Source organism: Spirosoma areae (genome assembly GCF_054781775.1).
Genome location: NZ_BAAGTT010000043.1, coordinates 90,561 through 114,987, shown reverse-complemented (window position 1 = coordinate 114,987; position 24,427 = coordinate 90,561). Strand labels below are relative to the sequence as shown.

The 24,427-nt window shown below is 42.6% G+C and carries 20 protein-coding genes and 1 pseudogene; 15 read left to right on the top strand and 6 right to left on the bottom strand.

Annotated features, from left to right (window positions below):
* The 6 genes from ACYVI1_RS26680 (at position 1) to ACYVI1_RS26655 (ending at position 6,450) form a co-directional block, all read left to right on the top strand.
* Positions 1-747, top strand: a complete 747-nt coding sequence (locus tag ACYVI1_RS26680) for a glycosyltransferase family 2 protein (protein WP_460914109.1) — start codon at positions 1-3, stop codon at positions 745-747.
* A 41-nt stretch (positions 748-788) separates the two neighbouring features.
* Entirely contained in the window at positions 789-1,655 is an 867-nt protein-coding gene (locus ACYVI1_RS26675; RefSeq protein ID WP_460914107.1) for a glycosyltransferase, read from the top strand.
* 4 nt (positions 1,656-1,659) lie between these two features.
* Complete coding sequence (locus ACYVI1_RS26670; protein ID WP_460914106.1) at positions 1,660-2,862, top strand: O-antigen polymerase; 1,203 nt, start codon at positions 1,660-1,662, stop codon at positions 2,860-2,862.
* 4 nt (positions 2,863-2,866) lie between these two features.
* A complete protein-coding gene (locus ACYVI1_RS26665; protein WP_460914104.1) occupies positions 2,867-3,616 on the top strand; it encodes a glycosyltransferase family 2 protein in 750 nt (249 codons plus the stop codon).
* 1 nt (position 3,617) lies between these two features.
* Positions 3,618-4,847: a WcaI family glycosyltransferase gene (locus tag ACYVI1_RS26660; RefSeq protein WP_460914102.1), complete on the top strand. Its 1,230-nt coding sequence runs from the start codon at positions 3,618-3,620 to the stop codon at positions 4,845-4,847.
* A gap of 103 nt (positions 4,848-4,950) precedes the next feature.
* Positions 4,951-6,450 (top strand): right-handed parallel beta-helix repeat-containing protein, encoded by a 1,500-nt coding sequence (locus ACYVI1_RS26655; protein WP_460914101.1) that lies wholly within the window; start codon positions 4,951-4,953, stop codon positions 6,448-6,450.
* A gap of 101 nt (positions 6,451-6,551) precedes the next feature.
* Here ACYVI1_RS26655 and ACYVI1_RS26650 read toward each other — a convergent pair.
* From ACYVI1_RS26650 to ACYVI1_RS26640, 3 genes and pseudogenes are all read right to left on the bottom strand, one after another.
* Positions 6,552-6,668: pseudogene (locus ACYVI1_RS26650) on the bottom strand (IS1 family transposase); the annotation flags it as partial.
* Between the two features lie 271 nt (positions 6,669-6,939).
* A complete protein-coding gene (locus ACYVI1_RS26645; protein WP_460914234.1) occupies positions 6,940-7,209 on the bottom strand; it encodes an IS1-like element transposase in 270 nt (89 codons plus the stop codon).
* Positions 7,210-7,232: 23 nt separating this feature from the next.
* Complete coding sequence (locus ACYVI1_RS26640; protein ID WP_460914099.1) at positions 7,233-7,649, bottom strand: hypothetical protein; 417 nt, start codon at positions 7,647-7,649, stop codon at positions 7,233-7,235.
* 350 nt (positions 7,650-7,999) lie between these two features.
* Here ACYVI1_RS26640 and ACYVI1_RS26635 point away from each other — a divergent pair, with 350 nt between their 5' ends.
* The 7 genes from ACYVI1_RS26635 to ACYVI1_RS26605 all read left to right on the top strand — a co-directional run bounded on the left by ACYVI1_RS26635 (position 8,000) and on the right by ACYVI1_RS26605 (position 17,494).
* A complete protein-coding gene (locus ACYVI1_RS26635) occupies positions 8,000-9,751 on the top strand; it encodes a TMF family protein (RefSeq protein ID WP_460914096.1) in 1,752 nt (583 codons plus the stop codon).
* A 1-nt stretch (position 9,752) separates the two neighbouring features.
* On the top strand, positions 9,753-10,286 hold the full coding sequence (locus tag ACYVI1_RS26630; protein ID WP_460914094.1) for a T9SS type A sorting domain-containing protein: 534 nt from the start codon (positions 9,753-9,755) through the stop codon (positions 10,284-10,286).
* A gap of 167 nt (positions 10,287-10,453) precedes the next feature.
* Positions 10,454-11,983 (top strand): capsule assembly Wzi family protein, encoded by a 1,530-nt coding sequence (locus ACYVI1_RS26625; protein WP_460914092.1) that lies wholly within the window; start codon positions 10,454-10,456, stop codon positions 11,981-11,983.
* 191 nt (positions 11,984-12,174) lie between these two features.
* A complete protein-coding gene (locus ACYVI1_RS26620) occupies positions 12,175-13,554 on the top strand; it encodes a sugar transferase (RefSeq protein WP_460914090.1) in 1,380 nt (459 codons plus the stop codon).
* Between the two features lie 41 nt (positions 13,555-13,595).
* Positions 13,596-15,116 carry a capsule assembly Wzi family protein gene (locus ACYVI1_RS26615; protein WP_460914088.1) on the top strand — a complete coding sequence of 507 codons (1,521 nt, stop codon included), beginning with the start codon at positions 13,596-13,598 and terminating at the stop codon, positions 15,114-15,116.
* A 148-nt stretch (positions 15,117-15,264) separates the two neighbouring features.
* Positions 15,265-16,503, top strand: a complete 1,239-nt coding sequence (locus ACYVI1_RS26610) for a serine hydrolase domain-containing protein (RefSeq protein WP_460914085.1) — start codon at positions 15,265-15,267, stop codon at positions 16,501-16,503.
* A gap of 70 nt (positions 16,504-16,573) precedes the next feature.
* On the top strand, positions 16,574-17,494 hold the full coding sequence (locus ACYVI1_RS26605; protein ID WP_460914083.1) for an alpha/beta hydrolase: 921 nt from the start codon (positions 16,574-16,576) through the stop codon (positions 17,492-17,494).
* Positions 17,495-17,547: 53 nt separating this feature from the next.
* Here the strand turns inward: ACYVI1_RS26605 and ACYVI1_RS26600 are convergent, their stop codons facing one another.
* From ACYVI1_RS26600 to ACYVI1_RS26590, 3 genes are all read right to left on the bottom strand, one after another.
* Complete coding sequence (locus ACYVI1_RS26600) at positions 17,548-18,696, bottom strand: acyltransferase family protein (protein ID WP_460914081.1); 1,149 nt, start codon at positions 18,694-18,696, stop codon at positions 17,548-17,550.
* A gap of 116 nt (positions 18,697-18,812) precedes the next feature.
* A complete protein-coding gene (locus ACYVI1_RS26595) occupies positions 18,813-19,718 on the bottom strand; it encodes a prohibitin family protein (protein WP_460914079.1) in 906 nt (301 codons plus the stop codon).
* Between the two features lie 302 nt (positions 19,719-20,020).
* Positions 20,021-20,470: a DUF1573 domain-containing protein gene (locus ACYVI1_RS26590; RefSeq protein ID WP_460914078.1), complete on the bottom strand. Its 450-nt coding sequence runs from the start codon at positions 20,468-20,470 to the stop codon at positions 20,021-20,023.
* A gap of 247 nt (positions 20,471-20,717) precedes the next feature.
* Between ACYVI1_RS26590 and ACYVI1_RS26585 the strand changes: the two genes are divergently transcribed.
* Positions 20,718-23,123 (top strand): alpha-ketoacid dehydrogenase subunit alpha/beta, encoded by a 2,406-nt coding sequence (locus tag ACYVI1_RS26585; RefSeq protein ID WP_460914076.1) that lies wholly within the window; start codon positions 20,718-20,720, stop codon positions 23,121-23,123.
* Between the two features lie 80 nt (positions 23,124-23,203).
* On the top strand, positions 23,204-24,406 hold the full coding sequence (locus ACYVI1_RS26580) for a 4Fe-4S dicluster domain-containing protein (protein WP_460914074.1): 1,203 nt from the start codon (positions 23,204-23,206) through the stop codon (positions 24,404-24,406).
* Positions 24,407-24,427: the final 21 nt, after the last annotated feature.

Sequence of the window (24,427 nt, the reverse complement as noted above, 5' to 3'; positions counted from 1 at the left end):
ATGAATATAGTAACTGCTGATAATCCTATATTTTCAATTATTATTGTCACTTTTAATGCCAAGCTTACAATTGATCGGGCAATAAAGAGCGTATTGAGCCAGAATGCTTGTTTTGAATTGATTTTGATCGATGGTGCTAGTATAGACGATACAATGGAACGATTAAGACATTATGGAAATAAAATCAACATTTTAGTTAGTGAGCCTGACAAAGGAATATATGATGCAATGAATAAAGCAATTAATCGGGCAAAAGGAGATTGGTTGTATTTTCTTGGAGCAGATGATACACTTAGTTCTAATATACTCGACTTAGTAACTCCTATGCTGTCACCGGCTTACGCAATAGTATTTGGAGATGTAAGTTTCGATTCTAAGTCTCGTATGCAATCATCTTTAGGGCCACGAACGATATTGCAAAACACATTACATCATCAGAGTGCGTTTTATCATCGATCAAACTTTACTAATTTTAGGTATGATTATAGCCTTAGTATTGCGGCTGATTATGAACTCAATTTAATAATATACTTGGCCAGAAAACCTGTTTTACACATTCCTCATATTATCGCCGACTGTGCTACGGGTGGAGCTAGCAGTCGCCTAACCGATTCACTTAAAGAAACTAACATCGTAAGGGAACGTTATGTAAAAGAGCCGTTGAAAAATGCAATATGTTCGGTAATTCTAACCTTCTATTATGCACAAAAGAGATTAAGATTTTGGCTATATGGGCATCGAGTGTGATTGGGCTAAATGAAGTACCATAAAGTATATTCCATATTAAAATGAAAGAATCTCTTGAACGAATTGCGGGTACAATTATTCTCTATAATAGCAGTATAGAAGTAATAGATAATATTTATACTTATATTCACGATATAACAACTATATATGTTATTGATAATTCTGATCAATCGAATAATAAGTTAGTTAATGAACTTTGTAAATTTACTAAAGTAAAATACCATTTTAATGATGGTAATAAAGGAATTGCATACGCATTGAATATAGCTGCTCAAATGGCAATAAATGATGGCTTCACATATCTATTAACGATGGATGATGATAGTAAAGCTCCTCTAGGCATGATAAATGCAATGCAAGTATTTATTAAAAACTATCAAAACCCTAGTAATATAGGTATAGTTTCTGCCGTTCATACGTTAAAATCTGAACAAAAAGATTACAGGAAAGTATATTATACAATGACTTCTGGAAACTTACTTAATCTCAATGCATATTTAAAAGTAGGGCCTTTTAATGAGTCTTTTTTTATAGATCATGTTGATCATGACTATGGTATAAGACTTAATGCTCATGGCTTAGATGTAATTGAATTGATAGATCAGAAATTAAACCATACTTTAGGGAAAACAAAGCAAATAGTTATTCTTTATTATATTAAAATTAACTATATATCACATTCGCCAATTAGAAATTACTATTTTTTTAGAAACGGCTTTAAAGTAATTAGTAGATATGCTTTGCCGTACCCTAAAATAGGTCTACAATTGATTTTTCTTTTAGCTAAAGAATTGATAAAAGTGATAATTTTTGAAGATATGAAAGTTAAACGTGTAATATTAACATGGCGGGGAATAAAAGATGCGCTAACAGGTAAAATGGGGGAGTATACGTATGTTCAGGACTAAACCTTTGGGTAATCCATTTTATTGGTATATTATAAGTTTTGGTATATCAATCTTTATTTACCTATGGCAATGGTCAGATTTATACCCAAATCTTACGTTACCTGTGCTATTATTTTTTAGTTTAACTTTTTTAATTGCTTTTACTTTAGGCTATTTAAATAGAGATAAATTTCACTTTAAGTACATTAATAACTCAAAAAGAAACGGATTAATAGTAAGCCTAATTTTATTTGGCTATCTCGCGGAATTTGTACATAATGGAGGCATTCCACTTTTTTTATCAATAAATAGTTCATATTATGATTACCGTGAATTTGGTATACCATCATTCCATGTTTTCTTACAAACTTTTTCTCCATTTTACACTATATATCTTTTTCATCAATTTATATGTAGTAAAAATAAAATATTATTTTTCTATATAACTACTTTAGTATTAATGAGTGTGTTTATTATTAATAGAGGTTCTATTATCATGACTATTACTTCCTGTTTAATCATCTATGTATTGGAGATTCGTATTGTGAAAGTGAAAACTATACTAAAGTTAGTTACTACCTTTTTGTTGGTTTTTTATGCATTTGGTTATATTGGTTTTGTTCGATCATTTAAAGATAATGAAACTTATTTTTTGAAAATTGCTGAAGCTACTGATTCATTTCAGGATAGTATCGTTCCAAAAGAATATTTTTGGTTTTATTTATACGCATCATCGCCTATTGCTACGTTTCAAAATGCCGTTAATGAAGTGAAACATGTGCGTTACAATGGCGTGAATTTTATAGTTAGTGAGATGTTGCCGGATTTTATTAGTAAGCGCATTTTGGATATCAATGACCCTGACTCGAAGGAAGCGGATCGTTATCTTATCGCGAGATTTTTAACCGTTGGAAGTACTTATTATAATCCATATCGCCGGATGGGTTGGCTAGGGTGTATAATAATTTTTACTGAACTACTACTTATATCTACCTTTTATATCCGCTTTGTAAGTTCTAATAGCCCCTATTATACTACGGCTGTAGCTATATTATGTACAGTAATATTATATAGTATATTTGATAATATGATCTACTTTAGTGGTTTAAGTTTTCAGTTAATTTTTCCTTTGGTTTTTAGTAAATTAGAAAAATTTAAATTGGTTGGCTTTCGAACGAAGCGTACTAAGTTATATTTGTTAAAACGTAAGGTATTTATACGTTTTTGAAGATATGGATAAGATAAGTGTTTGCATGGCTACTTTTAACGGCGAGAAATATATCCGTCAGCAACTATTGTCTATCCTTGTCCAATTGTCCTCTGAAGACGAAGTAATTATATCTGATGATGGTTCTACAGATCATACAAAAGTTATAATAGATACTATTGCTGATAATAGAATTTGTTTTATTGAAAATAAATCACCGAAATCTTTGGTGCGTAACTTTGAAAACGCTATTAGCAAAGCAACAGGAGATTTTGTTTTTTTATCTGACCAAGATGATGTATGGCATCCTGATAAAGTACGAATTATGGTAGCTGCTTTAGAACAGGTAGATTTGGTTGTAAGTGATTGTTACTTCATTGATGAAACTGATCAAGTTGTGAATGAATCGTTCTATAGTGCATATCGATCAGGAGAAGGAGTTTTAAAGAATTTTTTGAAAAATACATATTTGGGCAACTGTATGGCTTTCAAAAAAGTTGTTCTTAAAAACATATTACCTTTCCCTGAGGAATTGATACGTGCCAGCGAGTTTCATATTTATCATGATATGTGGATTGGGTTGATGGCGAATATCTATTATGATGTGCAGTTTTTGCCTGATAAATTGTCATATTTTAGAAGGCATTTTACTAATTCAAGTCCTACCAATAGTGCAGCAAAAAGTTCTAATACAATTTGGCGAAAAGTTGTAGGGCGTTGGTGGCTCATGAGAGGCTTTATACGCCGTGCTTTTTTTAACTATCCTTCTACATAACGTGAGAATATTACTTTACACAGCTAATTTTTCTCCTGAACTTACGGGTTCTGGTAAATATAATGGTGAACTTGCACATTGGCTGGCACAACGTGGCCATTGTGTAGATGTAATTACTACACCACCCCATTATCCACAATGGCAAGTGCAGAAACCTTACAGTGGCTTAAAATGGACAATTGAGCGTAGCATAAATTTAATAGTGCGAAGATCTCCTATTTATGTACCTCGAATTGTGACTGGAAAAACACGGATGTTGTTCGAAATCTCGTTTGCTATCTCTTCAATACCTTACTGGTTTGGTGCAATGTTCCGGCAGTATGATGTTATTTTTTGCGTCTGCCCTCCTCTACAAATAGGTATTTATCCTTGGTTATATCGTTTTTTAAAAAAAACTCCTTTCTTGTTCCATGTGCATGATCTTCAGGTTGACGCAGCTCGAAAACTAAATATGATAACTAATGACTACTTGTTATCATGTTTAGAGAAATTCGAAACTTTCCTTCTTAAAAATGCAGATTGTGTATCTAGTATTAGTGAAGGAATGAAACAAAATATACTAAATAAAGGTGTGAGTTCCGATCAATACATAATGTTGGATAATTGGGTGGACACAGAGCATATTCGACCGTTGCCGCTTGAAGAATCATTCCGAGATAAATATGGATTTAGTTATTCGGCTCAAATTGTACTTTATTCAGGCAATATGGGTGAGAAACAGGGCTTGGAGGTTGTGCTACAGGCGGCAAAACAATTAGTAGATAACTCATCTATACAATTTGTGTTGTCTGGTGATGGTTCTTTTCGCACTGAATTACAGCGGAAGGCGGCTCATTTAACAAATTTGCATTTTCTGCCACTTCAGCCTTACAGTGAATTTCCCAAGTTATTGGCAATGGCAAATGTTCATTTGATAATTCAGAAAAGAGCAGCTGGTGATATTGTCATGCCATCTAAGTTAACCAGTGTACTGTCCGCTGGCGGTGTTGCTATTGTATCGGCTGAAAATCATACCTCACTAGCTAATGCTATTAATCGTAATAACATTGGTTATACAGTTGATCCTGAGGATGGAGTAGCACTTGCGGAAGTAATTAGAAAAGTCTTATGTTTGGAAGATCTAACCAACACTCGTTTGCGTGCCCGTTCCTATGCTATTAAGCATTTTAGTAAAGAAGTAGTACTAAAAAAATATGAAGATACATTGAGAAAAATTAGTAAGCTTAGTTAGAATTAAAATAAATATTCACTTATTTGTTGCTATATTAATTCTGTTTTTTATGCTATTCGCTTTTAACACAAATAAATACCCAATTTAATTTTTATGACAATCTATGAATAAGCTCATAATTATGCTGTTGTTTCTGTCATTATGTAGATATGATTGTATGATGATAATTTTAAATTATGAATTACTATTTGATAAAGATTGGCTCAGGTATACGATGCAGACTGTGCTTTTAGATAAGGAAGTTTTTTTTAAAGAAACTGCTATTATTGCTTGCAGTGGAATCTCACAAAGATTGAGTACAGAAAAACCTCTTAAAAGTAGTGAAAGAACATTAGAGCAATTCGGAGCTAAAGGAGATGGAGTAACTGATGATACACAAGCTATTAATAAAGCTCTTAATTCATCTACTCCTGTTATATATGCCCGAAAAACAAAAGCTTTCTACAAAATATCTGATAAAATTATTGTTAATGCATTAAAAAAGAAGAAATTAATAGCAGTAGGTGCTACATTTCTAAATAGTGATATACGAACGGCTATGTTCTTTTTTCAGAACTGCTCGAATATTGAGATTAAAGGCGGGAAATTTGGATATGCAACTCCACCTATAACTAATGGGAATGGAAGTCAACATGTTTTTCAGTTTGATGGGAGCCAAAACATAATTATAAGTAATGTGCATATACTAAACTCTCCAGAAATGGGCATTGCCATCACAAATAGCAATAAAGTAATAGTAAAAAACTCATTAATTGAACACACTTTTCGTGATGGCACATATTCTCATTATTCTGCTAATGTTAAGTATTTGAATAATACATACAAATATATTAAGGATGATGCCATGTCATTCCATGATTATGGGATTGATAATCAAAAAAAGCAATTACTCAAATTTGGGTACTCACAAGCAACGAATCTAACGGTACAAGGAAATACGGTAGAAAATTCTTATCAAGGGTTTGGTTCAATCGGGAGTAGAAATATTGCCGTTTTTAATAATAAGTTTAAGAATACTGTAATTGCTGGAATATCTATTTTTAATGCACAGGATATGTATATAGGTGGTACAGTTGTGGCTAAAAAAAGTAAAATTCAAAATAATACTATTATTAATCCCTGCACAAAAGTGAACATAAATGGAGTGCCATATGATAACAATGGACAAGCTTCTACTGGTCGGGCAGGCATTTGCATTCTTTCACTGGGCGCAAATAATCAACTTAATCAAGGTGAAAGTAAACGACTGACTGATGTTATTGTTACTGGTAATACTGTTACAGGGTCAGGCGCAAATGGTTTTTTTGCAAACCTTGTTGATGGTTTACAATTGACCAATAATAAATTTACAAATTGCTCCGGTGCAGTACCCAAACAAAGCCTTAATGGTGATGTCATTGAGATTTGGAACTGTACGGGCTTATGGGCTGATGCTAATACAATTATTGATACACGTGCCAAGACTTTACATCAACATGGTTATGCCTTTAATAATGTATCTGGTCAAATGGGTAAGTGGAATATAAAAGGCGTTGTAGCAGGAGAAAAGATATTAACAGGATCAAAATCATTACGATTGCTATCGAAACGCCCCGTTAATTAAAGGTTATAAAATTGCTTGGTAGAGGCTTAATTGCGTTTATCAGCAAAGAAAAACTGGTTAATGAATAGGCCGATTATAGTGTCATGGATTTTTACCGACTTTTAAAAGCAGATCGTTCGGCGTGCCAATCGCTTGATCCACGTCCGAAGCGTCAGGTGCTTGCCCTCAAGACTTTGTAATAACGCTTTGCTCTTTAAGCGCAAGACTTGATCCAAACAATTAAAATAAGACCTAAGAGTCGGCTATTCACCTGCTTACCCCAATTTTAGATTGCGCCAATAGGCTTATCAACCGACGAAATGTTTGGTGCGTTCGGCGACCAAAAAACAAACGCTACCACCTCACCTTTCACGGCGTCTTGATTCACCAAAGCCAGCGCGGCTGTTTTTTAGTACACACGTAAGACCACATCTGGTCAACTTTAAGGCTGATTTCAGCCCTTTATTAATATAGACTAGTGGATTAACGTGAATGACCTCACCGCATTTTTTAAAACTGACTACTAATTGTATTGCAGTTTACTCTCAGAACACGAGCTGTATAGCGAACACCTGATCCATTGAGCATCATTTGAGTCATCTGCTTTTTCACCAGTGGATCAAGAGCTTTGTGGGTATACGTTTGAAGAAAGATTCTGCCACAATCAAAACACCGGTATCGTTGTGTACCAGCGCGGGTGGTACCATAGTGTTTGACGTATTGAGTTTGACCATAATGTTTGCAGGCTATTGCTTCTGAGTTTAGCCTTAAGCAGCCCATGCTAAAGCATTTTGCCAAAGCTGCTACTGCTGTTGACTCATTTTTACGCGTATCACATCTTTTTCAGAGGTGCAAAAATTCATTTCCTGCCACAAATGCCCTCTGACACAGGCCAATGTGTCACTAAAGGTTGGGTGCTTTTTTACGTACCAACTACTTATCAGGCAAATTAACAAGCCTTGTTTCTGGAGCAAGTTGGCTACCAATGTGACCAGCGAAAATAAGCTCATCAACACGGGTGTGGTACGTCCAACGGCCAAGTCGCTCCATTGCCGCTGCGTTTCTACACCCAGATGCGTTCGCACTAACACAAAGGTTGTCTCAATCGACCAACGTCGGACAAAATAGCCAATTAGTTGGTCGGCTCTCAGGTCTATATCGGTACTGACCAGGCTGGTTAGCTTGTTCTTCCGGCGCACCAGCACCCAACGGATTGGCACAGGGGCTTACCCGTATGGTACCTGATGGCTCTGTGCCGCTACTGTACTCAACGACTTGTGGCTGCCCACTGTACCAATCGGATACAGTCAGTTCCTGATAGGAGGTAGTCTTATCAGTGGCCACCTTCAGGCGTTTACCCTTCAATCGGCTACGCTCCCGCTTTATATGCGATTCAATAACACTATAAAATTTGCCTATTACAATAACTTAATTAGAACATTATTTTAGTGATATTTGGAGTTTGCAATCAAGCCGAGGTATTTTGGACAGTATCTGCCTTTGGGGTGTTTATGGCATCATTATTGCTAATATGTATAACTAAAGTCGCATAATTATCTTCCTAAAGTTTATGAAAAAAAAATTACTTTGGACCACCATGCCATTATTTATAGTGGTAAATATGTACGCCCAAACTAATTATGTGGCTACCATACCTTCTTCCGTTACACCAGGCACTGATAATACACTTATAGGTGTAGGGGCTGGTAATCTAAATATGAGTGGTGCCAGCAACTTGTTTAGTGGACGAGCTACGGGCACACTAAATATGGCTGGCACTAAAAATGTTTTTTTGGGAGCATCGGCCGGTAATCAAAATTCTTCAGGCCAGGAAAATTCGTTTATCGGTTTTAGTGCAGGTTACAATAATGTAACAGGTAACAATAATACGTTTATTGGCGCTGAAGCGGGCTACCAGAATAATAACGGATATAACAATGTTTATACTGGTTATCGGTCAGGATATTTTAATACAAGCGGTAATAATAATTCATTTTATGGAACAGGTGCTGGATATGCTAATACTCAAGGTAGTGAGAATGCTTTTATTGGAGCGGATGCGGGAAGTAGCAACACAACGGGTACTTATAATGCATTTTTGGGATCTTTAGCTGGTAATAGCAATACTACGGGAGCAAGTAATGTCTTTGTGGGTTCAAGGTCTGGTAGCAATAATACAATTGGTGGAAATAATACATTTTTAGGTTCTCAATCAGGAGAATCCATTACAACCGGTTTGCAAAATGTGTTTGTGGGGGCCAGTTCAGGTGTTAATAGCATTTCAGCTTCAAATAGCGTTTTCCTTGGCTTTAGGTCAGGTTATAACACTACAATAGGCAATTATAATACATTTATAGGGAATTCTGCTGGAGCTGGAAATATAAATGGCAGTTTTAATACCTTTATAGGAGATGGAGCAGGTTATAACACTAATTCCAACTTTAATATGTTTTTAGGAACTCATGCTGGTTTTAGTACAACTTCAGGATTCTATAATATAATAATTGGAACTGATGCCGGTGTGAGCAACACGATTGGCTATCAAAATGTATTTATTGGTACTGGCGCTGGAAATGCTTCAGACAAACCCGGATTAAGTAATGCGATAGCAATTGGAACTGGTGCTATAGTAAGCCAAAATAATAGTTTTATTCTGGGTAACAATGTTAATGTAGGAATTGGCACCTCAGCACCTCAGAATAAACTCGAAATTACTCATGGAACGACTGGAAATAGCGGTCTGCGCTTTACAAACCTGACAAAAACATTTAATCCAACTGCTACTACTAATAAATTTCTTACAGTAGACGCTACTGGAAACGTGATTTTAGCGAATTATGGAACTCCTAACTTTAGAGTGGCTGCTGAAGATAGTATAGCTAATGAACTATGGCAAGTTAAGGGGGAGAATATTCAGAATATTAACTCTGGTGGTGTTGTCATAGGAATGGGAATTGGCAAGACACCAGTTGGATACCGGCTATACGTATCTGATGGTATATTAACCGAAAAAGTGAAAGTTGCCGTAAAAAGCACGAATGATTGGTCGGACCGGGTATTTGAGCCTGGTTATAAGTTACGTGACTTACGAGACATAGAATCATATATTAGCCGGGAAAAACACCTTCCCAGTGTGCCATCTGCTGAAGAAGTGGTCAAAGAAGGTGTCGATCTTGGACAAATGCAAGCTAAATTGCTTGAAAAAATAGAGGAACTGACTTTATACATTATCGAACTTAAAAAGCAGAATGATACATTAAAACAAAAAAGTAATCAGTTAGAACGTCGCATTAATCAAATGCAAACGAAAACCCGTAGATGATATGCGACTATTACTAATACTATTCGGATGTTGTATAACCGTGTTTGCCGTAGCGCAGACTACCCCGCAGTCACTACGGATTCGGACAAGCTACGAAAAAGAAGGGCACTATCTGGAGCAAGCCACGGAAACTATAGAAGCTATTAATACAGTGGGTACGGGCATAGTCGTTGATTATGAAGCAGGCCACTCAATTGTTTTACTGCCTGGTTTTCAGACCCAAACAGGCAGTGTATTTGCTGCTAATATTAAGCCAATAGTAAGTCAGAAGGAATTCGTATTAAAATTGCAGGTGTCTCCAAATCCGTTTGACAAATCAACTGTAATTACCTATTATCTACCTGCGGATGGAACGGTAAATTTGTGGATAACTGACGTTCAGGGGAAAATTGTAGCACAATTGGTAAAGGAAGAAGACCAGTCTTCCGGGAAACATCAAATAGAGTGGTACCCAGATGCTTTAGAGGCTGGTGTATATATTCCCATAGTCGAAGCAAATCAACAGAAGGCGGCTAGTCGTATATTGAAGGAATAGACACTGGCTGATTATTCTTGAAAAAGACCCGTTTAGAGAAGACGGGTCTTTTCTATTTAAATTTAGTATAGAGATTGGTGCATAAAGTCAAAAAGTGAAGTAACTAGTAATAAATTAACCCATCGGGCATTAATATTGCAGGTATCTTTACTCTTCACCACTAATCAATGCGAATCGTATCAACAGCCCATAGCCTATGTGCATTGATTATAGGGATTACAACGTTCTCAGCATTAATAGCTCAACCCATTCGCCAGCCTACTCAATATACGGCTGAAGTAGGCACCTACCTTTCTTCCTCAACGGAAACACCGTTTTGGCTTAGAGCCAATCAATATGGCATTGTTCCCAATCAATCACCTGTAGTAACGCTTCGTGCGGGTCTATATAGCGATTATGATACCAGTCGCTATAACACCGGGCGTTGGCGTGATTCTGACTATGATATTGGCTATGGGATCAACATAACTGCCAATGTCAATCAAAATCGGTTGCCCTACGAACGAAATGTTTTACTGCCCGAAGCCTATGTAAAAATACGGAGGGGCATTTTTGAAGCGTATGTAGGCCGTCGGCGAGAGAAATTTGGCCTTGCTGATTCAGTCTTATCAACAGGTTCATACGCCTGGTCGGGAAATGCCATGCCCGTACCTAAGATTCAGATCGGTATCCCAACGTTCACACCAATTGGGTTCACAAAAGGGTGGGTGTCCGTTCAAGGTATGTTTGCTCATGGTTACTTAGATGCAAACGGTTACATACGAAACCCAATGCTACACCAAAAGTCGCTGTATGTGCGGCTGGGCAGGCAGAGAGATGTGTTGCGTGTGTACGGTGGCATAAATCACCAGGTTGTTTGGGGCGGTCAAATTGCTGACCCTGCAAAGGTGCCGCCTTCTATTCAGAATAATGGCAAATTACCGTCGGGCTTGCTAAACTATTTTTATGTAGTTTCAACCCTGAGTCCCCGCCGAGCGGATACAAGCCAATATAATTACTTTGATCTAACCAATCGGATTGGTAATCATCTCGGTTCAATAGATGTAGCCATCGAAATTGATCTGGTACGGCATATGCTGTATATCTATCGGCAGAGTATATATGAAGATGGTTCGCTGTTTTATTTAATAAATATTGCTGACGGCCTTAATGGAATACGACTCCGGCGGAACGATCCCAAAGCCATTGTTCGCGACATCTTGTTTGAATTTTTGAATACAACCAGTCAGGGTGGCCCCGAATTTATTATTGATGACGATAAAAAACGAGGTAAAGATGATTATTTTAATCACCAGCAGTTTCGCGACGGCTGGGCTTACCGCCAGCATACAATGGGTACGCCCTTTATTCCACCCGCTTTGGGGCCCCGCGATCAGTATCCGCAGGGTACCTTTACGGCGAATAACCGGGTCTATGTATTCCATCTGGGGTTAGCCGGGAGTTTACCCGTTCGTTTTTCGCTGTTTTCGGGACCTCTTTCTTATCAGGCAAAGCTATCGTTTAGCCGGAACCTGGGCACCTATAATAATCCTTATAAAACTGTTCAGAATCAGTTCTCAGCTTTTGCCAGTATAGTGGCTCCTCTGGATATATTGGGGGGAATTCAGCTAACAGGCAGCCTTGCTGTCGATACAGGCGCACTGTATCAAAATAGCTTTGGTACGTTTATCAGTCTTCGCAAAGTATGGGGACAATAAGTCATATATTGATTAAGGAATACATTGATGTACTATATTGGATTTTTTTAATATAACGTTTATGCCTAATTTGCGGGCCGGTTACCAAGCCGTAGGATAATATTCATTAGACTCATCAGCCTGATGTGCTACTTTAGCGATCAGGTTTGGTACAAGTTTGTCAAACTAGTAGATGAGTAAACTTAACAGGGATGAGACATCGTTATTCCATACTGTTTTTCCCACTGCACGTAATCATTGATTTCCTAAGCCTCAACGCGGCTTTTGTAGGGGCTTTCTGGATTAAATTTCGGACAGTGGAGGGCGTTTCGGAGCCGCCTTATGCATCGCTTTGGTGGTTGTTCAATTTAATCTGGCTATTACAGATTTTAGTCATAAAGCCTTATGTGTTTCCCCGGCAACTATTCAAGGCGGACCATTTAGTAAAAAAATTATTGATTTTAATGGTTATTCATATAGCCGTTATTTCAGTCTTTTGGGTAGGCGTAAAAGCGTATTACTACTCACGGGAGCATTTACTGATTACCTATATACTTTTTACCAGCCTCGGAGTAGCCTCCCGAATCGGTGGATTAATATTCTTGAGGGAATATCGAGCCAGAGGCTATAATAATCGACGCTATATTATTGTGGGCTATGGCAAATTAGCTGCGGCAATTCATAGCTTTTATGAAACACATCCTGAAATGGGTTTTCGCTTTCTTGGTTACTTCGATCAACCCGCATCTGACAACGAGGGCGTGCTGAAAGGGAGCTACAAGGAACTACCGGGCTACATCGAACGCGAAGGAGTCGATTGTGTTTACTGTTGTATGCCTTATATTGACAACAGCCAGTTAAAAACCATTGTCGACAATGCTGAGACGTTTGATTATCAGGTAAAGCTATTGGTTGATTTTAGAGGCTTCCTCGCACGCGGGGCATCGGTTGAGTACCACGATTTTTTGCCGGTCTTAAATTTGTCGTCGCATATGCTGGCCGATTTTCAGGTCAATATGCTAAAACGCTCCTTTGACATATTGTTTTCGGCGGCCGCTCTTGGTTTGGGAATGCCAATATTTCTGATTTTAGCCTTAATAACACGCATGACATCGTCGGGGCCAATATTCTATCTACAGGAGCGCATTGGCCAAGAAGGAAAGCCGTTTAAGATATACAAATTTCGAAGCATGTATGTCGATGCCGAAAAATCAGGACCCGTGTTGTCAGGGGGGCTGGCCGACAATCGTATCACGCCCTGGGGCCGTTTTATGCGTCAAACCCGACTCGATGAAATTCCACAGTTTTACAATGTATTAATTGGCGATATGTCGGTAGTAGGCCCCCGGCCAGAACGACAGTTTTTCATTAATCAGATTATTGAAATCGCTCCAGAGTATAAATCCCTGTTAAAAGTAAAACCTGGTATTACATCTATTGGACAGATTAAATACGGTTACGCTGCCAATGTTGAGGAGATGGTGCAACGGCTACGTTACGATTTGCTTTATCCCAAACATCGCTCGTTCTTCTTCGATATGTGGATAATCGCCCAAACGCTCCGGGTAATGGCCCAGGGAAGAGGAAAATGATTTCCGACCTCAGACCAATAGGATTGTTGGTCTACTCAACTATGAAGGTTGTATTCTTAGGAATCTGGTGTTTATTGCAACTCATCATCGCTTCTGTAGGCGTTTATGGACAGCGAGTTAGCCAATACCATTTGGAAGCAGGAGGCTTAATCGCCACAGCTCAAACTCCTTTCTGGTTGCGTGCAAATAAGTACGGAGTTATTCCGCTTCAAAATTCAGCAATACATCTTAACGCTGGCCTGCAAGCTGATTATCGGCCAACAGATAGCACGGGCTACAGACCAAAATTCGACTGGGGATACGGCGTTAATGTTGTTGCCAATGTGGGCACAGCCAACCAGTTTTTACTGCCGGAAGCTTATTTGAAAGGCCGCTTTGGCGCCTTTGAATTTTACGCCGGTCGCCGGAAAGAGATTGTTGGTTTAGTCGATACACTCCTTACAACCGGAGCCTATGCCTGGTCGGGTAATGCGCTTCCAATTCCTAAAATTCAGATTGGTTTACCTGCATTTACACCTATTCCCTTTACAAAGGGATTAATAGCAGTGCTGGGCGCTTTTGCTCACGGCTGGTTTGAGCGTGCTGATCGCCTGGTCAAAGGCTCTTATTTGCACCACAAATACTTATACATGCGTTTAGGTAAACCAGCCTGGCGATTCAAATTCTATACGGGTTTCAACCATCAGGTTATCTGGGCAGGGTATGCAGATCCTAACGTATTGGGTCCTGTTGTTGCGGTAGACGGCCGATTGCCGTCAAGCCTTCGTTATTATCCGGCGGTTATCCTGGGAACGCGTGGTTTGTTTGACCCGAACGACAAAAACGTGACTTCATTTGAAGACAATCGTATTGGTAACCACTTAGGGTCCCTTGATGTAGCCGTGGAAATAGCGTTGAATCAATGGAATTTGCTGGCTTATCGCCAGTTCGTATACGACGATGGTTCACTTTTTTATGGTACAAATCTTGCCGATGGGTTGAACGGCATCCGCCTTAAGAATATAGAGAAGCCAGATGGGTCTGTTATTTTTTTGCGCCAGATTACAGTTGAATACTTATTTACTGGAAGTCAGGGGGGCGATGAATTCATAATCGATAATCCTCAACGCCGGGGAAGAGACGATTATTTTAACCATAGTCAATTTGTTGATGGCTGGACGTACTTTGGTCGTGCGATTGGATCACCATTTCTAACGCCCCAGCAGGAAGTAGTGCCATCGTTATCGTCCCGAATAGGCATTGTAAACAACCGTATTAGCGTTTACCACTTAGGGGTGAGTGCATTGGTGCTTGATAAAGTAAACATGACAGCTCGCTTGTCATATGGCCAGAATGCCGGTACATACTCAGTACCTTACGTAGCTATTCCTAAGCAATTCTCCGGCTTGCTCACTGCGTCCATACCGTTGAATGTGTTCGGTGGAGCGATACTAAATGGCTCATTTGCTATTGATGCCGGTGGTTTGTTGCCCAGCAGCGTGGGTGCGTATGTGGGTTTGCGGAAAATGGGAATCCTTGGGGGAACTCGTCCTGCCCTTGCTTCCCCACGAAGAGGATTCTGACTGAGTGCAGTTGCAGGTCTGTCTGGGACCATTCACAAACTTTTTGCAGATTTTTACCAAAGTATGGCCTTGCGGGTCCCCATTGAGTGCTATTTTTACGGTAAGTAGTGCCGTCAAGAAATAAAAAGAGTGAGAGAGGATGGTGTGGATGAATAATATCAGGAGTGGGTTAGCGAGTTTATTAATTGGGTTAGTAACCTCGTGTGGACTTGATTCGCAAAAAAATCTGAATACGTCTGCCCAGGCCTTACGTAACTGCGCTGATGAACAGACGCTTACCTCAGATAAGCAAAAAACCATCCGGCAGCAGATTAATGCTGACGAAAAAACACGTCAGATTGACGAGATTTTTCGTCAGAAAGTGCGTGGGGGTTTGAATGGAAACGTGCTGGTGGCTCAGAAAGGCATGGTTTTATACAGGCAATGTTTTGGGTTGGGTCATTTTGAACGCAATCAACGGGATACATTGGTCGACGATTCGAAATTCCAGTTAGCATCACTCTCAAAAACGTTTACGGCCATTGGGACCCTGAAGCTAATTGAGGCCGGGAAGCTTCGTTTTGAGGATACCATTCAGAAATTCTACCCCGATTTTCCGTATCATGGCATTACCATCCGCGAGTTGCTAAGCCACCGCAGCGGTTTGCCAAATTACCAGTACGCCTTCGATGACAGTATGAAGGTGAATTTCTATAAAAAAGAAAAGCCTTATCCGTCGAATGCTACAATCATGCAGTGGTTTGCCACCGTGAAGCCTACGCCGAAAGCATACAATATTCCTGGCCGGGGATTTAGTTATAGCAACACGAATTACATGGTGCTGGCGTCGATTATTGAAAAAACAACCGGGCAGAGCTACGAGACGTTTATTCGTAAAAACATCTTTGAACCGCTGGGCATGCACCAGACTTTTGTGGCGACAACCAAAAACGACTCCATCAATCATCATCGAACAGCGGGCTATCAGTGGAATAGACGCATTCCGAAAGATTATTATGATGATGTCGTTGGCGATAAGGGAATTTATTCAACGACGGGCGATTTGTTTCGATGGTATCGCGCCCTGAATGGCGATTGTTTGTTAACGAAAAAAACTCTTGCCGAAGCGTTTGTACCACGTAGTTTCGAGCGAAAAGGGGCGAAAAATTATGGGTACGGCTTCCGAATGATGCTGAATGACCTGAACCAACCTGAATATATTTACCACTCCGGCTGGTGGAAAGGGTATAATACTATGTTCTGGTTCAGCCCTAAAGATGAGTACGTGATTATTATTCTCGGAAACCGATACAACAAAACTGTTTATCGCGTCAAAGAACTGATTGACGTGCTTCACGGTAGTTCCAATACTAAGCTATCTGATGCAGATGGTGAGGTAGAAATATGAGTAGAGGCAGCTATCAGGTCGGCTTTTCTGTTTCCAACGCTTCTTGCTGACTTTATCACTCCAGTTCATTATGCGCTCTTTTCTGCTTAGTATGTTTCTCGCCACGGCATTGCCCCAGATTGCTCTACCGCAGGAAGTTCTCAAACTTTGGCCGGATAATGCTATCCCAAACGCTATTGCCGGAGTCAGCATTACAGAAAAGTCAGAGACTGATGCTGCTAATATTCTGCGAATCAGTAATGTATCGGTGCCAACCCTTACGGCTTATCTGCCATCTAAAGAAAAAGCTACTGGGGCGGCTGTTCTGATTTGTCCCGGCGGAGGATACGGGATTCTGGCAGCGAGTCATGAGGGGTCCGATGTGGCACGGTGGTTCAATGAGATGGGCGTAGCGGCTTTTGTGCTAAAATATCGACTGCCCAACCCCGAAATTATGACCAATCAGCAGGAAGTTCCCCTTATGGATGCCATGCAGGGTATGGTGCTGATTCGGCAAAATGCAACCCGCTATGGCATCGACCCAGCTAAACTCGGCGTCATGGGCTTCTCGGCGGGGGGGCATCTGGCAGCAACCCTCGCAACGCACTACCACCGGGGAGCTAAAGCCAATGAACAGGCTAAACCTAATTTTGCCATTTTGCTGTATCCGGTAATAACCTTCGGCGATAAAGCGCATACTGGCTCACGGGATAAACTATTGGGGAAATTAACTGTCTCGCCAGAAATGATAGCCTATTATTCCAACGAGTTGCAGGTGACAAGCCAAACACCACCGGCGTTTTTAGTGCATTCAGAAGATGATAAGGCAGTCCCGGTTGAAAATAGCATTAACTATTACTTAGCGTGCCTGAAAAACGGTGTTCCCGCCGAAATGCACCTGTATCCAACCGGCGGACATGGCTTTGGCCTCCGAACGGCAAAGTTCGGTTCGCTCAACACCTGGCCCGAAGCCTGCAAAGCCTGGCTCATGGCACTGACTGCTAAAAAATAAACTTGTTGTAATGCGAGTGTAAACCCGCGATTTCGGGCTAAAAAATCGCGGGTTTACACTCGCAGGAACGTATTTTTCTTGTAGAGGAAATACAAAAAAGCCCATTTTACGGCTAAGAATGCCAACACACCCCCTACTGCCCGAATCGGTTCGTTAAAGAAATGCACCAGACCGCCAACTAAATAATGAGCGGCATGGTCAAAATCAATAACTTCACCCGCGAGGTAGATCAAGATTGAATTCATACCGATTACGACGAAGAAAAATGCCCATCGGCGAAGGTTTTGCAGGTCAATAATCCAGTAGAAAAGGCTCAGCATCAAAAAACTCCAGCCCCCGGCTACCAGGACGAATGAACTGGTCCAGAGGTTTTTATTAACAGGAAAAACTAAATTCCAAACCCACCCCACTACCAGACATGCAACCCCGGCTACAACAAGTTGCCGGAGTTTCGGCCCGTCGCCAACCCCATGCCGACGGAGAATTGTTCCGGCAAAAACGCCCAATAAGCCTGTACCAATGGCGGGCAAGGTGGAAAGCAGGCCTTCGGGGTCATGGACTCCTTTGTAGAGCCGACCCGGCATGAGAATACGGTCTATATACCCCGTTAAGCTACCTTCCATTGTCAGGTTTCCAGCCCCAAAGCCTGGTACAGGAACCAGCATGAGTAAACCCCAGTAACTTAGCAGAATCCCGGCAAAAATTCCGTAGCGCGCTTTCGCGTTCTGCACATACAGGTAAATTAGTTGGGCAAACATACCCGCCAGGCCAATGCGCCCCAATACGCTTCCAAAGCGCATGTCGGCAAGCGGTTTCGTAAATAACCCATTGTTGTAAATAATCCCCAATACGACCAAAGTTAGTCCGCGAATAATGATTTTTTTTGCGAGTGCCGTCCGATCATCTCCTTTTGCTAATCGACTACCAATCGAATAAGGGGTTGAAACACCCGCTAAAAATAGAAATAACGGGAAAATACAGTCATAAGGCCGGAAGCCATTCCAGGCGACGTGCGTGAACTGGTCGGCCATAAAAATTGCCCAGGTCCAGCCGGTTGTTCTGGCCAGCGCATGAAAAATTTCTTCTCCCCCAATAATCCAAAACATATCGAAGCCCCGCAATGCATCGAGGGAAAGCAGCCGCCGGACGGGTGCGGGTTGGGCCAGAGCCGGTTCCTGAACAGAAGAGGTAGACGTTTGCATAGGCCAGTTGATTTGCAAAAAACAATGATATAGAAAAAACACAGCCTATCAAATCATAATGACCTGACAAACTGTGTTTTTACCTTTAAAACTTCGTGATTACGAAAACTATTTTTCTACTTATCGTTCAGAAGCAACGGTACGTTTCCGCGCCCACCCATTATGATAATTTTAGCATTCGGCGATTCGGCCAGTTCGCGCTGGGCTTTAATCTGCTCATATTGCAACTGTTTGTCTGACAGACCAGTCGACAGGATTTTCTGGTAATCGGCAATACCCTGGGCTTCAACTCGTTTCCGTTCGGCTTCCTGCCGTTCTTTCTGCAAAACGAACTGCATTTTTTGAGCATCCTGTTCAGCGTTAATTTTTGATTCGATGGTTTTTTTGACCGATGCGGGCAGGTCAATATTCCGAATCAGCAATTGCTCCAGCAGGAGCCCCCGCTTCTGAAAGTCGGCTTCGATGGTTTTGTAAATACGGGTTTGAAATTCGTCGCGCCGGGTTGAGTACAAGGCAACAGCATCGTAATACACGGCATTATCCCGGATGCGGGTGCGGGTGATTGGGCGAACGACTTTGTCGGTATAATCAGTACCAATTTGACGATAAATCTTCGGCGCATCATTCGGTATTACGCGGTATAACACAGTCAGATCAATTACAACCTCCAGGCCGTCGGCCGTGAGTACCCGAATGGCATCGTCGCCCGCTTTATCGCCTTCATCATGCGTAGCCGACATGGTGTAATTCAACGTTTTTACATCGAATTCCGTCACGGTGGCCAACGGATTAACGAAGTTCAGGCCGGAATTCAGCGTGCGGTCGCTAACATTACCAAAAAGCGAGATTACTCCTACATGCCCGGCGTCGATTTGCCGGACGCTGGCTGTGAGAAAACCCAGTATAAGTAATATAATCCCGACCACTTTGGCCGGGCGGGAGAAGCGCGCAAATGTCAGCGCGGGCGTATTGATGGCAAATCCGGCGACTAACAACAGAATGCCGAGAATAATGAAAAACATGGTATACGTGGAAAAGAGCCGGCGTTAACGAAACGGCTGTTGAGAATGTAGTGGTTAAGAAAACAAAAGCGGGGCAGAAAATTGCCTGATTTTACAGGCGCTGGGGCGGAGCCATAGACAGATGTTGGTCAGAAGACAGCGCAAACGTACAGGATAATCCGTGCGGAACAACGAACTATGGGAAGGACGGACATAGGGTTTGTCAGTCGGTCACGGGTATAGATGACGAAAAAAGCACAAAAAAAGGCATCCGGTAAACAACCAGATGCCTTTCTTGACCACACTATTAACCCTTCAGTGAATTAGCGTGAAGTTTTTACGACTTTCTTCTTGTCTTTAGCCGGAGCAGTAGCCGGAGCAGCCGCTGTTTCAGCTTCTTTCTGGCTTACCACTTCGCCTTTCAGGTACAGAATAGTCTGACCGGCTTCGGCGTTGCTGGTTACCGTAACCGATTTGTTGAACGGACCGGCAGCCGCTGCGTTGAACGTGGCCGATACCATTCCCGTTTTGCCCGGCAGGATTGCTTCACGAGTCCAGTTTGGTTTCGTGCAGCCGCAGGACGCCTGAGCATCGTTAATCACAACCGGGTCAGCCCCTGTATTCTTGAACTCGAATACGTAAGTAACCGGTTTGCCTTGCTCAACTTTTCCAAAATCATGCGTCTCTTTCGCAAATTTCAGAACTCCTTTCTGGGCGTAGCCAACTGCGACAAACACAAATAAAGCTACGAAAAGTGAAAAAATCTTTTTCATTGGACTAAACGGAATTATGATTTGGTTATTAAGATGCTTACCCTTACAAAGGTCAACTACAGCAAACACTTTGCCAAATAGTTGGCGTTTGGTTTTGGATTAACAAAGAAACTCAAAAAATCGTTTTTTTGAAAGCTGACTTGTTTTGCCTTACTTTTACTTTTGCTTGCGTCTGGTAAGAGTTTGACCCGTGCAGCCACTTCATCGATAAATTAATTGTTGGACGATTTCAATACGTAGCTCTGTTGTGATAGCAAACGAACAACTCCGCTCGACTGATATTTTAAGTCGCGAAAAAATCCTGTCAGATTACCGGCTGGCCTGCGAAAGTCGGCAGGTAAGTTTGCTGGGCCGACGTGATGTCATGGGTGGGCGGGCTAAATTCGGCATCTTTGGCGACGGTAAAGAACTGGCCCAAATGGCAGCCGCGCGTGCCTTTGACCGCGGTGATTTTCGGTCGGGCTACTACCGCGACCAGACCTTTGTGGCTGCGCTGGGCGAACTCCGGTGGCAGGAGTTTTTTGCACAACTCTACGCTCATACCGACCTGACCTACGAGCCAAATACCGCCGGGCGTTCCATGAATGGTCACTACGCCACCCGCTGGCTCGACGAACAGGGATTATGGCGAAACCAAACCGAATCGTATAATTCGGTTTGCGATATTGCTCCCACAGCCGGACAAATTCCACGCTCGCTGGGGCTGGCCTATGCCTCCAAACTCTTTCGAAATAATCCCGGCTTAAGTGGACTGACCAATTTCTCCCGGAATGGGAATGAAATCGTTTTTGCGACCATTGGCGATGCCTCGACCTCGCAGGGCATGTTCTGGGAAACCATGAATGCTGCCGGTGTATTGCAGGTGCCGTTGCTGATGTCGGTTTGGGACGATGGCTATGGCATATCGGTGCCGGTTGAGTATCAAACAACGAAAGGAAGTATATCGAAAGCGTTAGCCGGTTTTCAACGCGACTCCGACGACAAAGGACTGGAAATTTTTGCCGTTAAAGGGTGGGATTACGCGGCCTTGCTGGAAACGTATCAGCAGGCGGCTCAACTCTGTCGGGAGGAACACGTTCCGGTATTGGTTCATGTACAGGAACTTACTCAGCCACAGGGCCATTCGACGTCCGGTTCGCATGAACGCTACAAATCGAGGGAGCGGTTAGCCTGGGAAGCCGAACACGACTGCAACCGGATGTTCAGACTCTGGATTCTGGAAAACGGCTATGCCACGAACCAGGAACTGGAGCAGATTGAAGCCGAGGCCAAAGAAGCGGCAAAAAAAGCCCGTATTGACGCCTGGAATGCCTATCAGAATTCAATGAAAGGTGATTTTGAGGAAGCTCTGGAGTTGCTTCAGCAAGCCGCCCGACATAATCCTAAATCGGCTGAACTGATGGCCATTCGGGAAGAATTGCGGAAAACCTTTACGCCCTCACGTCGGGATGCTGTGGCGGCTGTACGGAAAGCGTTACGGTTGCTGCGGACGGACTCCGGCGCTGGGCGGCAGCGGTTAAAAACCTGGCTGGAACGCACGAATACTGAAAATAACGATCGGTTTAGTTCACACCTGTATAGCCAATCGCCCGATTCACCGATGCGGGTGGAAGCCATTCCGGCCGAAGTTACCGATGACAGCCCTACATTGGATGGTTATCTCTTGCTGCAACGCTATTTTGATAATTTGTTCACCCGCGACCCGCGCGTTGTAGCCCTGGGCGAAGATGTGGGCCAGATTGGTGATGTAAATCAGGGGTTTGCGGGCTTGCAGGAAAAATTTGGTGAGATACGCATAACCGATACGGGTATTCGCGAAACGACGATTATTGGGCAGGGTATCGGCCTGGCGATGCGTGGCCTGCGCCCCATTGTCGAGATTCAGTATTTCGACTATGTTTATTATACATTAGCTACACTGACCGACGATTTGGCGACCCTACTGTATCGAACCAAAGGTGGGCAGAAGGCCCCGGTCATTATTCGGACGCGCGGCCACCGACTCGAAGGCATCTGGCATTCGGGTTCACCCATGGGAACCATGCTGAGCAGCCTGCGTGGTTTGCACATACTGGTGCCGAGAAATATGACTCAGGCTGCCGGATTCTACAATACATTGATGAAAGGCGACGACCCGGCCCTGTTAATTGAATCTCTGAACGGGTATCGCCTGAAAGAACTGGTACCCAACAACCTAAGTGAATTTTGCGTGCCGCTGGGCATACCCGAAACACTCCGCTCTGGCTCTGACATAACCATTGTCACCTATGGTTCTATGTGTCGGATTGTCATGGAGGCTGCCAGCCAATTGGCCCCGATGAGAATCAGTATCGAAGTCATTGACGTACAGACACTTCTGCCGTTTGATGTTCATCATGCCATCGTGGAATCCATCAAAAAAACGAATCGGGTAATTTTTGCGGATGAAGATGTACCGGGGAGCGCTTCGGCCTACATGATGCAGCAAGTTATTGAATATCAAAATGCCTATCGTTATTTAGATTCCGCACCACGTACCTTATCAGCTAAGCCGCACCGCCCGCCCTATGGTTCTGACGGGGACTATTTCTCAAAACCGAATGTTGACGATGTAATCGAAATGGCCTATTCGCTCATGAGCGAAGTCGAGCCAGCGCGGTTCCCCCAAATTTAATTAGTGAATGAGCGAATGATAGAATGGGCGAATAGCTGACGCGAATCCATTCACTCATTCGCTCATTCTATCATTCACAAATGACCTACTTCCAGAATATACAATCGGGTATCCGAACGACGCTGAAAGGGTTGAGTCTAACGTTTCGGCATCTTCGAAAGGCGACCAAACGCCGGACGCCGGAAGGTATAGCGGACGAAACTTATTTTGATCTTCAGAATGGCTTGGTCACGCTTCAGTATCCGCACGAGCAGCTACCCATTCCCGACAACGGCCGCTACCGGCTGCGGAATGAGATCGATGACTGCATCGTTTGCGACAAGTGTGCTAAAGTTTGCCCCGTTGACTGCATCACGATTGACGCCATCAGAGCCACCGAAGAGGTCGGACGGGCATCCGACGGTTCGCCGATTCGGTTGTATGCCGCCAAATTTGACATCGACATGGCTAAGTGCTGCTATTGCGGCCTTTGTACGGTAGTATGTCCGACCGAATGCCTAACGATGGACAAAAAATTTGACTACAGCGAGTTTGAACTGGGCAAGTTAACCTACAATTTTTCAAATCTGACGCCAGAGCAGGCCGACGAAAAGCGGGTTTTGTATGAACAGTTTCTGCGTGAGAAAGAAGAGGCAAAAGCGGCTCAATTAGTTGCGGAAGCGACGGCCACACCCATTGAAACCAGTGCCGATATCGCCAGTGTGCCCCCTAAACGGCCCCTGTTCCGTCCGACACCAAAACCGAGTGCGACGCCATCTCCGGCCGAACCAGCCAATTCGGAAGGCTCAGCCATTGACCATCCGCTAACAGATGCTACGCCCGACGAAATGCAGCAGATTGCTCAGGGAGGTTTGGAAACAACCAAAAAGCCGGTTTTCAGGCCGACTCAGAAGCCCATAACGCGGGTGCCGGATGCGCCAATCGAAGCGAAGCGACCTGAACAACCACTATTGTCAGACCTGGCAGCCCCGGCAGTTGAGCCAACCAAACCAAATCCCGCACCATTCCGGCCCACGATGAAACCGCCAAAAGCGGTCGAATCAGACGAGCCGGTTGTTCCAGCCGAAGTACCTAAACCGAAACCAGCCGGTTTTCGGCCAACCATGAAACCGGCTGCACCGCCTAAACCAACAGATACAGACGCCAAAGCAGAAATAGAGACTTCGGCTGCTGAGACCGTTGAAAAAACGGAAAGTCCTGCTGCCGAAACGCCAGCGCCCAAACCAGCCGGTTTTCGGCCTGCGATGCGTCCGAAGGCGAAACCTGATGAGGAGAAATCATGAATTGACTATCGTTTTTTTAAT